The organism is Bradyrhizobium sp. UNPA324 (assembly GCF_006658635.1).
GTDB classification, from domain to species: Bacteria; Pseudomonadota; Alphaproteobacteria; order Rhizobiales; family Xanthobacteraceae; genus Bradyrhizobium; species Bradyrhizobium nanningense.
The window spans coordinates 4,038,287-4,052,483 of the sequence record NZ_LFJD01000004.1 but is presented as its reverse complement, the minus strand read 5'-3'; the positions used below and the strand labels follow the sequence as shown (position 1 = coordinate 4,052,483).

Here is a 14,197-nt window from a genome sequence, read left to right as displayed (position 1 = left end):
ATCTTTGCCACCCATCTTGGGACGCCCGCAGGTAGGGGCGTACCCTGCCTTTTCTGCGGCTTTTGTGCGAGGACCTGGGATGAGCCGACCGGATGGAAGCGAGCCGTTTGTCCAAAAGCACGATTGCGTTCCGGTTCGACTAGGCGCAATCGCCGCGTTTGTCGGCGCGACATTCGCGCTCAGCGGTTGCGGGCAGCCAGCCTCGCAAGGAGCTGCTCCCCCGCCAGCGCCCGTGACCGTCGCCCAGCCGGTCAAGCGCACCGTCACCGATTGGGACGAGTACACCGGGCGCTTCGAGGCGGTCGAGGAGGTTCAGGTGCGGCCGCGCGTCGGCGGCTTCGTCAACTCCGTGGAATTCCAGGACGGCGCCATCGTCCATCAGGGCGACCTGCTTTACGTGATCGACCCGCGTCCATTCGAGGCGGTGGCGACGCAGGCGGAGGGCCAGCTGTCGGATGCCCGGGCCAAGGTGGAGCTCGCCAAGCGCGAGCTCGATCGCGGTTTGAGCCTGGTGCAAACCAGCGCCGTCTCCGAGCAGGTCGTCGATCAGCGGCGTCAGGCCTTGCAGGCGGCCCACGCCGCCGAGATGCAGGCCGATGGCGCGCTGAAGGCCGCCCGGCTCAATATCGAATTCACGCATGTGACGGCGCCGCTGACGGGCCGCGTCAGCCGCCATCTGGTCAGTCCCGGCAATCTCGTGCAGGGCAGCGACAGCGGCACGTCGACATTGCTGACCTCCATCGTCACGCTGGATCCGATCTACGTCTATTTCGACATGGATGAGGCGACTTTCATCAAATACAGCAAGCTGTGGTTCGAAGGGCGGCGCCCGAGTTCGCGCGAGACGGCGAACCCGGTGCAGGTGACGCTCGCCGGCGAGACCAAGCCGTCGCATGAAGGCACCATCAACTTTCTCGATAACCGCCTCGATGTCTCGACAGGCACGCTGCGCAGCCGCGCGGTGATCAAGAACACCGATCTGTCGATCCTGCCCGGCCAGTTCGGGCGTGTCAGGCTGATCGGCAGCGCGCCGTATGAGGCGCTGCTGATTCCGGATGCCGCCGTCGCGACCGACCAGTCCCGCAAGATCGTGTTCGTGGTGAAACCCGACGACACCGTAGAGGCGCGTCCCGTGGTGCTCGGGCCGCTGGATGACGGCCTGCGCGTGATCCGCGACGGATTGAAGGCGGAGGACCGCGTCATCGTCAACGGCATCCAGCGCGCCCGCGTCGGCGCCAAGGTCGCCCCGCAGACGGCGCAGGCGCCGGCCGGTGGCAAGTCATGAATCTCGGCCGCCTCTCCATCAATCAGCCCATCCTCGCGATGGTGCTGTCGATCGTGCTCCTGATCGTCGGCGCGCTCGCCTACACCACGCTGCCGGTCTCCGAATATCCGCAAGTGGTGCCGCCGACCGTCGTCGTCACCACGCAATATCCCGGCGCCTCCGCGCAGACCGTGTCCGACACGGTCGCAGCTCCCATCGAGCAGGAGATCAACGGCGTCGAGGACATGCTGTATCTCTACAGCCAGGCGACGTCGAACGGTCAGCTCACCATCACCGTCACTTTCAAGCTCGGCACCGATCTCGACAAGGCCCAGGTGCTGGTGCAGAACCGCGTCGCCATCGCGCAGCCGCGGCTGCCCGAGGAGGTGCAGCGCAACGGCGTCACCACGCGCAAGAACTCGCCCGACATCCTGATGGTCGTGTTCATGCTATCGCCGGACGACACGTTCGACCAGCTCTACATCTCGAACTACGCACTGCTCCAGGTCCGCGACCAGCTGCTGCGGCTCGACGGCGTCGGCGACATCCAGATCTTTGGCGCACGCGACTATTCGATGCGGTTGTGGCTCGACCCCGACCGGATCGCCAATCTCGGCCTGACCTCGGCCGAAGTGTTGGCCGCGATCCGCGCGCAGAACGTGCAGATTGCGGGCGGCCAGATCGCCGAGCCGCCGATCGCCGACCGCGCCTTCCAACCGAACCTGACCTTTACGGGGCGCCTGAAGGACCAGAAGCAGTTCGAGGACATCCTGATCAAGGCCGGCTCAGACGGCCGCGTCGTGCGGTTGCGCGACGTTGCCCGCATCGAGCTCGGTGCGCTGGCGTACTCCACCAACAGCTTCCTGTTGCGCAAATCCGCGGTCGCCATGCTGGTGACGCAGCGGCCGGGATCGAACGCGCTCGCGACGGCGAAGAACATTAACGACACCATGACGAGGCTCAAGCAGAGCTTCCCGAGAGGCCTCGACTACAACATCGGCTACAACCCGACCGAGTTCATCGCGCAGTCCGTCCACGAGCTGATCAAGACGATCTACGAGGCCATGCTGCTCGTGGTCGTCGTGGTGCTGGTGTTCCTGCAGGGATGGCGGCCCGCGATCATTCCGATCATCGCGATTCCGGTGTCGCTGGTCGGCACCTTCGCGGTGATGGCGGCGCTGGGCTTCTCCATCAACAATCTCACTCTGTTCGGCCTCGTGCTCGCCGTCGGCATCGTGGTCGACGACGCGATTGTGGTCGTGGAGAACGTGGAGCGTCATCTCGAGCACGGCCTGAGCCGGCGCGATGCCGCGCTGAAAACCATGGAGGAGGTCGGCGGCGCGCTGGTCTCGATCGCGCTGGTGCTGTGCGCGGTGTTCGTGCCGACCGCCTTCCTGGGTGGAATATCCGGGCAGTTCTTCCAGCAATTCGCCGTCACCATTGCGGTTGCGACCGCGATCTCCTGCTTCTGCTCGCTGACGCTGTCGCCGGCGCTGGCCTCGCAGATCCTCACCCCGCATGAAGCGAAGCGGCCGCCCGCCGTCTGGAATGTCATCGCGCGGGCGTGGGGCGCCTTCACCGGGGTCTTCAACCGCGTGTTCGACCGGCTGGCGCACGGTTATGCGGGTCTTGCCAATTTCGTGATCCGGCACTCGGTGGTGATGATCCTGATCTACGTCGTGCTGATCGGCAGCGCTGGCTGGCTGATCGGGACAACGCCGCAAGGCTTCATTCCGGCGCAGGATCGCGGCTACGTCATCGTCTCCGTGCAATTGCCGGGTGCGGCCTCGCTGGCGCGCACCACCGAGGTTGTGCGCGAGATCGAGCGGATCGCGTTGGATACGCCGGGCATCGTCCGCGTCGCCGCCTTTGCCGGCTTCTCCGGCGCCACCCGTACGCAAGCCGGTAACGCGGCGGCACTGTTCCCGGTGTTCGACGAGCCCGAGGCGCGGCTGAAGAAGGGGCTGTCCGCTAACGCGATCACCGCGGAGCTGCGCAAGCGTCTCCTGGCGATCCAGGGTGCCTTCATTATCGTCATCCCGCCGCCGGCCGTGCCCGGAATTGGCACCGGCGGCGGCTTTACCATTCGCGTCCAGGATCGCCAGGGGCGCGGACCCGAAATGCTCGCCGCTGCGACCGACGAGCTGGTCGCTGCCGCGCGCAAGGCGCCGACCCTCACCTCGGTGTTCTCGCCGTTCACGGCCAACACGCCGCAGCTCTTCGTCGATATCGACCGCACCAAGGCGCAGAAGCTTGGCGTTCCCATCTCCAACATCAACGAGACGATCCAGAGCTATTTCGGATCGACCTATGTCAACGACTTCAACCTGTTCGGCCGCACCTATCACGTCACCGCGCAGGCCGACTTCCCGTTCCGAAAGGAGCCCAGCGATCTCGCCCGCCTGCGCACGCGCAACGCCTCCGGCGACATGGTGATGCTCGGCAGCGTGGTCGAGTTCAAGGACGTCTCGGGGCCTGACCGCGTCGCGCGCTACAATCTCTATGCCGCGTCCGAGCTCCAGGGCGAGCCGGCGCCGGGCACCAGCTCGACCACCGCGCTCAACACCATCAAGAAGCTGGCGGACGACACCCTGCCGAGCGGCTTCACCTTCGAATGGACGGATCTATCCTATCAGCAGGTCACCGGCGGCAATGCCGGCCTCTACGTATTCCCGATCTGCGTGCTGTTCGTCTATCTCGTGCTCGCTGCGCAATATGGCAGCTGGACGCTGCCGTTTGCGGTGATCCTGATCGTGCCGATGTGCCTGCTTGCCGCCACCATCGGCGTGCGCATCATGGGGCAGGACGTCAACATCCTCACCCAGATCGGCTTCGTCGTGCTGGTGGGACTGGCGGCCAAGAACGCGATCCTGATCGTCGAATTCGCGCGCGACATCGAGAACGAGGGCAGGCCGCGGCTGGAGGCCGTCATCGAGGCCTGCCGCCTGCGCCTGCGGCCGATCCTGATGACCTCCTTCGCCTTCATCCTCGGCGTGCTGCCGCTGGTGATCTCGACCGGCTCAGGCTCGGAGATGCGGCAGGCGGTCGGCGTCGCCGTGTTCTTCGGCATGATCGGCGTCACCCTGTTCGGCCTGTTGTTCACGCCGATCTTCTATGTAGTGGTGCGGAACCTTGCGGAAGGACGCAGGGACAAGAAGCCGGAGGTCGTGGCTTCCTAAGTGCAAGTGATGGCCACCGGCACCTCCCCACCCCTGCCGTCGTCCCGGATCTGCGCGCGCTTGTCCGGGACGACAGCGGAGAATGCAGCGCACACCTCCATACTAACGACCAACGTGAAATGGATGGGCAGGCGCGGGGTTCTTCACTACTATCCGCGCGATTTCAAAACAGAAAACTGCTGGGAGCTAACAGATGAAATCAGCACTTTTGGCCGCCGTCGCAACCTCTGCCCTTATGCTGGCGGCGCCGGCCTCCGCGCAAGGCGTCAAGATCGGCATCCTCAACGACCAGTCCGGCGTCTATGCCGATTACGGCGGCAAATGGTCGGTCGAGGCGGCCAAGATGGCGATCGAGGATTTTGGCGGCGAGGTGCTGGGCCAGAAGATCGAGCTCGTCACCGCGGATCACCAGAACAAGCCTGACCTCGCGACCTCGATCGCGCGGCGCTGGTACGACGTCGAGAACGTCGACATGATCACGGAGCTGACGACGTCCTCGGTCGCGCTCGCGATCCACGAGCTGTCCAAGGAAAAGAAGAAGATCGACATCGTCGTCGGCGCCGCGACCTCGCGGCTGACAGGCGATGCCTGCCAGCCCTACGGCTTCCACTGGGCCTACGACACCCGCGCGCTTGGCGTCGGCACCGGCGGCGCGTTGACGAAAGCCGGCGGCGACACCTGGTTCTTCCTCACCGCGGACTACGCCTTCGGCTACGCGCTGGAGAAGGACACCAGCGAGATCGTCACCGCCAATGGCGGCAAGGTCGTCGGCTCGGTGCGCGTGCCGCTCAACTCCTCGGACTTCTCCTCCTTCCTGCTGCAGGCGCAGAGCTCCAAGGCCAAGATCGTCGGCCTCGCCAATGCCGGCCTCGACACCACAAACTCGATCAAGCAGGCGTCCGAATTCGGCATCGTCTCCGGCGGCCAGAAGCTCGCCGGCCTGTTGATGACGCTTGCCGAAGTGAACGGCCTCGGCCTGCAGGCCGCGCAGGGCCTGGTGCTGACGGAAGGCTATTACTGGGATCTCAACGACCGCACGCGCAATCTCGGGGAGCGCTTCCTCAAGCGCACCGGGCGCATGCCGAGCATGATCCACGCCGGCACATACTCGGCGACGCTAAGCTATCTCAAGGCCGTGAAGGCCGCCGGCACCAAGGATACCGAAGCGGTCGCCAAGAAGCTGAAGGAGCTGCCGGTCGACGACGACTTCGCGCAAGGCGGCAAGGTGCTCGAGAACGGCCGTATGGTCCACGACATGTATCTGTTCGAGGTCAAGAAGCCCGCGGAGTCGAAGAAGCCGTGGGACTATTACAAGCTGCTCGCCACCGTCCCCGGCGACAAGGCGTTCTTCACCGCCAAGGACAGCGGCTGTCCGCTGACGAAGTAAGGGGACGGCGGTTCAACAAACTCAGTGTCGTCCCGGACAAGCGCGCCCAAGCGCGCGCCGATCCGGGACCCATAGCCACAGGCGGACATGGTTACGGGGACTCGGAGTTACTGCTCGCGCTACAACTTCTTTCTGTGGTTATGGGTCCCGGATCTGCGCTTGCGCTTGTCCGGGACGACAGCGAGTGTGTGGTTGCCGCTCGTGCTTCACTTCACCAGCCGCAACATCACCGCCCCCAGCGCCCCCGCCCACAGCGCAATGGCGGCGATGCCCTGGATCGCAAAACCGGGGCCGCGCTTGGCTGCCGCCTTCGAATAGCCCACGAAGTAGACGACGCGCCCGACGATCCAGACTGCGCCGAGTCCGGCCGCAATGGCGTCGCTGATATAGACCGCGAACAGCCAGAGCGCCGGCAGGACAATCGGCATCCATTCCAGCGTGTTCATCTGGACGCGGAAGGCGCGTTCGAAATCCGGATGGCCCGACATCGCGGGCGCCTTGACGCCGGTCTTCGTGCGTGCGCGCGAGACGTTGAGGCTGGTGAAGAAATAAAATGCGATCGCCAGCAGCGTGACGAGGGCGGTGAGGTGATACATTGCGGGTCCCTTCAAACAGACCGCGCTTAATACCCGGTCAGCTCGAGATAGCCAACGCCGTCATGCGTGCCGGCAAAGCTGATCGGTCCTTCCCAATAAGCAAAGCCGGTCCCCATCCAGGCCCTGGGATTGAGCGGCCTGCAGAGGATCGAGAACGATCGCGACGGGATCGCGATCTGCCATTCCACCGGCAGCCTGCGTCCCGCGACCTCCGCCGTCGCCTTCGGAAGCATCTGGATGTCGGCACCTGCGATCATCTGCGTCTCGCCGGCGGCGCTGATCCAATTGCCGAACGGATAGTCCTTGCCGTCCTTCTGCCGCAGCCGGTACAGCATCAGCTTGTCGCCCGACGACAGATGCAGCGACAACCAGTCCCAGCCGGTCTGGTCGGCGTCGAGCGGCTGGCTGCTCCATTCGCGGTCCATCCAGGCCTGGCCCGAGACATCGACCGGCTTGTCGTCGATGGTGAGCGTGCCGCGCGCGCGGTAGAACGGCTGGCTGTAATAATAGGACGCCTGGCCGCGCTCCGATTTGCGGCTGTAGCCGCGATCGCCCTGCAATACGACCGGACGATCGGTCTCCAGCGTCAGCGCGTAGCCGAAATCGGTGCTGGACGCCTTCAGCGTCAGCGGCGCCAAAGCGCGATCGTCGGTACGCTCAACGGCCTTCATCTCCCAATCGTCGATCCAGGCCGCGAACGGCTTGGCCGTGACTCCGGCCTGCCCGATGCCACCGCGTGAAAACACTTCGCTGAAGCGGTGGGTGTCGGCGCGCGTCACCGCGGCATGGGCCATCCACACCTGCTGATTGGCCCAGCCTTCGCCTTGCGGACCCGGCTGCGCCGCCTGCCTGAACAGCGTCCATTGCAGGCCGCAAGCCGCGCCGCTGCCGTCGACGAGGTTGGCCGTGAGGTACCACCACTCGATACGAAACTCCGGATGCGGCCCGTGATCGACCGGAAAGGCGAACGGTTTTCCCGGCGCGACCTTCGCAAAGCCGTCCGCCGTCGCGCCGAGCCCGGCATAGCCCTGCGCGCCGGCGCGGCGTGCGAGCGCCAGCGCAGCGATCCCGCCGGTGAAGGCACGGCGCGACATGCGATCAGCGCTCATTGGCGAACACCTTGACGAGGCTGGCCGGCTGCATCCGCGCCAGCCGCACGACCGGCAGGAGGGCCGCCAGTAACGAGGCCAGTAGCGCCACCGTAACCAGCCCGATCAATTGTGCCGGAAACACATGGAACGGCAACCGCCAGCCGAACGCCTTCACGTTCACGATCGCGATCAGGCACCACGCCACCAGGAGCCCGAGCGGCACCGCGAGCAGCACCGTGAACAGCGCCACCGACAGCGTCTTGGTCAATTCGATCGCGGCAAGACGCGGCCGCGTGATGCCGATCGCCCATAGCGGCGCGAGCTGCGGCAGGCGGGAATTCGCCAGCGTGAGCAGGCTCGTGAACAGCGCGATCCCGGCGACGCCGAGCGTGAAGGCGTTCAGCGCGGAGGTCACCGCAAAGGTGCGGTTGAAGATACGGATCGATTCCGCTTTCACCGTGGCCTGATCGGCGACGCTGCGGTCGTCGAGCGCGAACTGCTTCTGCAGGGCCGCGATCAGGCCGGGAATGTTCTCGTTGGCGACGATCAGGCCGATCCGTGTCTGCGGCGTCTGCGGAAACTGCCGGATCAGCGCAGCGACGTTCACGGTCAGCTGCCCCTTGGGATTGCCGTAATCGGCATAGATGCCGACGATGTCGAACTCCCAGCTTCCGCTAGGTGCCGGCACTTCGACGACGTCGCCGATGCGCACATTCAGGCGGCGGCTGAGCTGCTCGCTGATGAAGGCGGCGTTGCCGGGCACCAGCCGGGACCAGGCGCGCGGCGCGGCCTCAAGTAGCGGCCAGCGCTCACGATAGAGCGCGTGATCGGGCAGGCCGAGCAGCTCGACCGGTTGGCCCTGAACCTGCACCTCGGCGCGGCCGCCCGGCAGGATCGCCTGCACGTCGCTGCGCTGCTTCAGCCAGTTCCGAATCGCGACGCCTTGGGCATTGTCGGAGGCGCTGATGTAGACGTCGGCGGCGAGCCGGCCGTTGAGCCAGCCGATGAAGGTGCGGCTGAACGTCTCCACCATGGTGGAGACGCCGACATTGACGGCGAGCGCCAGCAGCAGGGCCATCAGCGCCAGCGACAATCCGGAGAGTTGTTGCCGGCTGTCCGCCCAGAACCACAGTGCAAGCGGTCTTCGCGCGCTACGCTGGCCTGCGAGCAGGAGAAGTTCGAGGAAGGCCGGCAGGATCAGCGCCGCGCCGAGCATCAGGGCCGCCAGCACGCCAAAGCCCGCAATCAGCGATTCGCCATAGCGAAGCAGGAACAGCGCGACCGCGAACACGACGCAGGCCGCACAGCTCTGCAGGGCCAGCCAGCGGCGCTGCCGCTGCTGCCAGGCGCGCGGCTGCGCGGTCGCCAGCACCGGCATCCTGACCGCCTTGATCAGGCTGGTCGTCGCCGCGACGAGCGCGCCCGCAACGCTGATGCCGATGCCGGCGAGCCACCATTCAGGCCGCAGGGAGAGTTGCCCCGGAATCTGCGCGCCATAGAGCCCGCGCAGCGACGCCGCGACGTCGGGCAACAGCACCGCCGCGATGAAATAGCCGCACACCAGCCCGATCAGACCGGCGACCAGCGCCAGCGCCACCAGCTCGACCACCAGCACGGTGTTGACGAGCCGCGCAGAGGCGCCGCAGGCGCGCAGCGTCCGCAGCATCGGCAGCCGCTGCTCGAAGGCGAGGCCGACGGCCGAATTGACGATGAAGAGACCGACGAAGAACGACAACAGGCCGAACGCCGTGAGGTTGAGATGGAAGCTGTCGGTCAGGCGCTCCAGCTCGGTCTCCGCAGTCGGCTCGATCAGTTGCAATTGGTCGCCGACAATGCTTGCGAGCGGAGCAGGCTTGCTCTTCGGCCGGCCGATCAGCAGCCGCGACACCTGATCCGGCTTGTTTAGGAGGCGCTGCGCCACGCCGATATCGACCACCAGCACGTTGGGCACCAGCTGCGGCAGCACGTGCAGCGGCGGCAGCTTTGCGCCGTTGCTGATCGGCGGCGCCGCGCCTTCCGTTTCCTGCAAGTCGCTCAGCGTTTCCCGCGCCACCAATGTCTGGCCCGGCGGTGCAATAAAGCTGCTCAAATCCGCAGCACCGAGGCGCGGTGCGTTGCCGACGTCGACCGGCAGCGTGACCGGCTCGATCCCGAGCAGCCGCACCGAGCGGCCGTTGATCTGGACCCGGCCCTCCAGCGCCGGCGACACCGGCCAGCCGGCGCGGCGGAGTTTTATGAACAAGTTTTGGGGAAAGGTCGCTGCATGGGGCGCGACCAGCATCGCCGTGCGGCTGCCGCCGAACGTTGCCGCGACGCGGTCATAGGCGGTGCGGGCCTGCTGGTTGATGGCCTGCACGCCGCTCCACAGCGCGGTCGCCGCGATCAGCCCGACCAGAAGCGTCGCGAACTGCATCTTGTGACGCCGCCAATGGCTGAGCAGCACCGCGAGGATCCAGAGCGCGCGCCTCATGCGATCCGTCCCGCATGCAAGGTGAGGTGACGGTCGAGCGCGCCGGCCAGATGCAGGCTGTGCGTCACCATCAGGAAGCCGCATCCGGTGCGCGCGACGAGATCGCGCGTCAGCGCCAGCACGTCCTCTGCGGTGTCTTCATCCAGATTGCCGGTCGGCTCGTCCGCCAGCAGCAGTGAGGGTTTTGTTGCCAGCGCCCGGCCGATCGCGACGCGTTGCTGCTGGCCGCCGGACAATTGCTCGGGATAGCGCTTCAGAAGTGATCCGAGCCCGAGACGTTCGACCAGCTCTTTGGTCCAGGTCGCATCGTGACGATCGGCGATCCGCGCCTGGAAGACCAGATTGTCCGCGACCGACAGGCTCGGGATCAGGTTGAACTGCTGAAAAACCAGGCCGATCCGGTCGCGTCGCAAGGCCGCGCGCCCTGCATCGGAGAGCTTGGTGACCTCGGTGTCCTCCAGCCGGATCGTGCCGCCATCGGCGGCGTCTAACCCCGCGATCAGGTGCAGCAACGTGCTCTTGCCGCTGCCGGACTCGCCGGTCAGCGCGACGCGCTCGCCGGCCCTCAGGTCGAGATCGACGCCCCGCAGCACATGGACCGGTTCGCCGGCCGAGGAGAAGGTCTTGGAAAGATTTCGAATGCTCAGCACGATGAATGGCGCCGGACGGAATTAACGGACTTGTTGCGTAGCACACCTGCTGCGGAAATGCCGGGTTGCGTTGGTCTCGAAGCCGTTGTTAGCTCCCAAGACGGCCAAATCAAAAAAGTGCCAAAAAAGACATGCGGGGAGAATGATGAGCGCTCAGGGAACGCCCAATGCGGCGGGCAGGACGGCAGGAGAATCCAGGGATTCGGCAAAGCCAACGCCGAAGGGCGCCTGGACCGTCACTTTTCTCCTCTTTCTCTTCATGGTCGTGAATTTTGCGGACAAGATCGTTGTCGGCCTCGCCGGTGTGCCGATCATGACCGATCTGAAGCTCTCGCCGGAGCAGTTCGGCCTGCTCGGCTCCTCGTTCTTCTTCCTGTTCTCGATCGCCGCCATCGTGGTTGGCTTCATCGTCAACAAGGTGCCGACGCGCTGGGTGCTGCTGGCGCTTGCGGTGGTCTGGGCGCTGGCGCAGTTTCCGATGGTCGGCGCCGTCTCCTTCACCACGCTCCTGATCTGCCGGGTCGTGCTGGGCGCGGGCGAAGGCCCGGCTTTCTCGGTCGCCGCGCACGCGATCTACAAATGGTTCCCCGACGAGAAGCGCACGCTGCCGACCGCGATCCTGTCGCAGGGCTCGGCTTTCGGCGTGATCCTCGCCGTGCCGGCGCTGAACTGGGTCATCGTCAATCATTCCTGGCACTATGCCTTCGGCGCGCTCGGTGTCGTCGGTCTGATCTGGGTGTGTGCCTGGCTCGCGCTCGGCAAGGAAGGACCGCTGGAGGACACGCAGGTTCTGGCCGCGACCGAGCAGAAGATCCCTTACTTGCAGCTTCTCACCTCGCGCACCTTCATCGGCTGCGTCGCGGCGACCTTCGGTGCCTATTGGGCGCTGTCGCTCGGCCTGACCTGGTTCACGCCGTTCATCGTCAAGGGGCTCGGCTTCTCGCAGAGCCAGGCCGGCTTCATTTCGATCCTGCCCTGGGTGTTCGGCGCCACCACCGTCATTCTCACCGGGTGGATCTCGCAGGTGATGATGGCGCGCGGCTACAACACCCGCGCGGCGCGCGGCGTTCTCGGTTCGGTGCCGCTGGTGATCGGCGGGCTGATTCTGTCGACGATGCCGCATGTTCAGGGTGCGGGCCTGCAGATCGCGCTGCTCGTGGTCGGCTCGGGCCTGTGCGGGGCGATCTATGTCGTCTGCCCGCCGATGCTCGGCGAGTTCACGCCGACCTCGCAGCGCGGCGCCATCCTCGCGATCTACGGTGCGCTCTACACGCTGGCCGGCATCGTCGCGCCGGCCGTGATGGGGGCGACGATCCAGCGTGCCGGCAGCACCATCGACGGCTACATGACCGGCTTCACCATCAACGCCGTGATCATGGTCGGCTCCGGCCTGCTCGGCCTGCTGCTGCTCTGGCCGAACACGGAAAAGGCCAGGCTGACGCGCGGTGCGGCGACGCAAGGCACAGCGCTGAAGGGCGCGGTGTCGCCGACGTAAGGGGGCTATTTACCCAACCAACACTGTCGTCCCGGACAACAAGCGCAGCGAAGCGGAGCGCAGATCCGGGACCCATTAACCACAGGAAGTGGTTTGGCGAAGACTCGGAGTTACCAGTTAACTCCACAACCACTCCCTGTGGTTATGGGTCCCCGCGTTCGCGGGGACGACACTGAGATCGAGGCGCGGCCTTCGATCTCAACGCGCTTGCGCTAGTTCACCCCCTGCGCGCCCCGGATCAGCTTCCCCGGCCGCCGTCCCGTCGCCTCGCCCTGCCGCCGCGTCACCACGCCTGACACGATCGTCGCCTCGTAGCCGTCGACATCCTGCAACAGCCGTCGCCCGCCCACGGGCAGATCGTAATGCACCTTCGGCGGATGCAGGTGCAGGCGGTCATAGTCGATCACATTGACGTCGGCCTTGTAGCCGGGCGCAATCAGCCCGCGGTCGGTGAGGCCGACCGAGAGCGCGGTCTTGCGTGATTGCGCCGCGACCACGAACGGGATCGACAGCTTCTCGCCGCGCGTGCGGTCGCGCGTCCAATGCGTCAAGAGATAGGTCGGGAAGCTGGCGTCGCAGATGATGCCGCAATGGGCGCCGCCGTCGGACAGCCCCGGCACCGATTGCGGGTCGATCAGCATCTCGCGCGTCGCATCGAGATTGCCGTCGGAATAATTGAGGAAGGGCACGTAGAGCATGCCGCGGCCCTGGTCCGACAGCATCGCATCATAGGCCAGCTCCTCCGGCTGGCGCCCCTGCCTGCGCGCCTGCGGCCCCAGCGCATTCTCCGGCGGTTGCTCGTAATCGGGGGGATCACCGAGCAGAAACATCTTGTCGTAGTTGGGCCGGAAGAATAGCGGATCGTCGGTCGCGGTCGCCGTCTCGCTCAGGATCGCCTTGCGCACCTCTGGTTGGTGCAGCCGCGCCAGCCGCTCGGTCAGCGGCAGATGCGCGATTGTCCTGTAGCTCGGATGGGTCTGGAACGGATTGCGCGACAGCTCGAGCCCGAGCAGCAGCCCGACCGGGCGCGCCGCAATCTGCGCGGTGATGGAGAGGCCGCGCCTGGCGGCCGCGTTGATCTCGTCCAGCGTCTGGCGCCAGCGGTTTGGCGCCTTGTCGTTCTGCGTGATCGAGAACGAGATCGGGCATTTGGTGGCGTCCGCCACCCGCAGCATCATCGGCAGGTCTTCGTGGATGGTCGAGAGGTCGAGCACGAATTGCAGCACGCTGCGACCCTGCCGATGCATCGCGCCGGCAATCGCGGTGAGCTCGTCCTCGCCGGCCTTCAGCGTCGGCGTGAAGTCGCCGGTCGAGGTGCGGTGGTTGAGCGTGCGCGAGGTTGAGAAGCCGAGCGCGCCAGCGCGCACCGCTTCGCCCGCGAGCCTTGCCATCGCGGCATTGTCCTGTGCGGTCGAGGGATCGCGCCGCGCGCCGCGCTCGCCCATGACATAGACCCGCAGCGCCGCATGCGGCAGCTGCGCGCCGACATCGATGTCGAAATCGCGTTTCGACAGCCAGTCCATGTAATCCGGAAAGCTCTCCCAGGCCCAGGGAATGCCGGCGCTCAGCACCGGCTCGGGAATGTCCTCGACCCCCTCCATCAATTGGATCAGCCGGGTCTGATCCTCAGGCTTGCACGGCGCGAATCCGACGCCGCAATTGCCCATGATCGCGGTGGTGACGCCGTTCTGCGACGACGGCGTGATGTCCTGGCTCCAGGTGACCTGGCCGTCGTAATGGGTGTGCACGTCGACGAAGCCCGGCGTCACCAATTTTCCGCGCGCGTCGATTTCCTCGCGGCCCTTCGACTCAACCTTGCTGACTTCGCTGATCTTCCCGTCGGTGATGGCGACATCAGCCTCGAACAGCTCGCCGCCATTTCCATCCGCAACGGTGCCGCCGCGGATGACGAGATCAGGGATGCTCATTGGTGTTTCTTCCCGGTTTGTTGTTGCTTGTTGTGCGAGTCTCTCTCAGCGGTCGTCCCGGACAAGCGAAGCGCAGATCCGAGACCCATAGCCCCAGGGAGATGTTTTGCGAAGACTCGGAGTGACCAGTCTCGCGC

9 protein-coding genes are annotated in these 14,197 nt (G+C 65.7%); 4 read left to right on the top strand and 5 right to left on the bottom strand.

Annotation, left to right across the window (positions count from 1 at the left end; genetic code table 11):
• Positions 1–79 precede the first annotated feature (79 nt).
• The 3 genes from UNPA324_RS19550 to UNPA324_RS19540 all read left to right on the top strand — a co-directional run bounded on the left by UNPA324_RS19550 (position 80) and on the right by UNPA324_RS19540 (position 5,830).
• Positions 80–1,285: an efflux RND transporter periplasmic adaptor subunit gene (locus UNPA324_RS19550; RefSeq protein WP_181769447.1), complete on the top strand. Its 1,206-nt coding sequence runs from the start codon at positions 80–82 to the stop codon at positions 1,283–1,285.
• Positions 1,282–4,443: an efflux RND transporter permease subunit gene (locus UNPA324_RS19545; protein WP_141935479.1), complete on the top strand. Its 3,162-nt coding sequence runs from the start codon at positions 1,282–1,284 to the stop codon at positions 4,441–4,443. Before UNPA324_RS19550 ends, UNPA324_RS19545 begins: the two co-directional genes overlap by 4 nt.
• A 193-nt stretch (positions 4,444–4,636) precedes the next feature.
• Entirely contained in the window at positions 4,637–5,830 is a 1,194-nt protein-coding gene (locus UNPA324_RS19540; RefSeq protein ID WP_128922855.1) for an ABC transporter substrate-binding protein, read from the top strand.
• 206 nt (positions 5,831–6,036) lie between these two features.
• On the opposite strand, the gene UNPA324_RS19535 is transcribed toward UNPA324_RS19540, so the two are convergent.
• Genes UNPA324_RS19535 through UNPA324_RS19520 form a run of 4 tightly spaced genes read right to left on the bottom strand, consistent with a single transcriptional unit; the run spans position 6,037 to position 10,637 of the window.
• A complete protein-coding gene (locus UNPA324_RS19535; protein WP_128922856.1) occupies positions 6,037–6,426 on the bottom strand; it encodes an MAPEG family protein in 390 nt (129 codons plus the stop codon).
• A 26-nt stretch (positions 6,427–6,452) separates the two neighbouring features.
• Positions 6,453–7,535, bottom strand: coding sequence for a lipocalin-like domain-containing protein (locus tag UNPA324_RS19530; RefSeq protein ID WP_141935477.1), 1,083 nt, complete (start codon positions 7,533–7,535; stop codon positions 6,453–6,455).
• The gene (locus UNPA324_RS19525) at positions 7,525–9,987 is read right to left on the bottom strand and encodes an ABC transporter permease (protein ID WP_141935475.1); all 2,463 of its coding nucleotides are present in this window, start codon (positions 9,985–9,987) and stop codon (positions 7,525–7,527) included. The genes UNPA324_RS19530 and UNPA324_RS19525 overlap by 11 nt, the downstream gene beginning before the upstream one ends.
• The gene (locus UNPA324_RS19520; RefSeq protein WP_128922859.1) at positions 9,984–10,637 is read right to left on the bottom strand and encodes an ABC transporter ATP-binding protein; all 654 of its coding nucleotides are present in this window, start codon (positions 10,635–10,637) and stop codon (positions 9,984–9,986) included. The genes UNPA324_RS19525 and UNPA324_RS19520 overlap by 4 nt, the downstream gene beginning before the upstream one ends.
• Positions 10,638–10,782: 145 nt before the next feature.
• Here UNPA324_RS19520 and UNPA324_RS19515 point away from each other — a divergent pair, with 145 nt between their 5' ends.
• Positions 10,783–12,132, top strand: a complete 1,350-nt coding sequence (locus UNPA324_RS19515; RefSeq protein ID WP_128923019.1) for an MFS transporter — start codon at positions 10,783–10,785, stop codon at positions 12,130–12,132.
• A 212-nt stretch (positions 12,133–12,344) separates the two neighbouring features.
• Here UNPA324_RS19515 and UNPA324_RS19510 read toward each other — a convergent pair whose 3' ends face one another.
• Positions 12,345–14,060 carry an N-acyl-D-amino-acid deacylase family protein gene (locus tag UNPA324_RS19510; RefSeq protein WP_141935473.1) on the bottom strand — a complete coding sequence of 572 codons (1,716 nt, stop codon included), beginning with the start codon at positions 14,058–14,060 and terminating at the stop codon, positions 12,345–12,347.
• Positions 14,061–14,197: the final 137 nt, after the last annotated feature.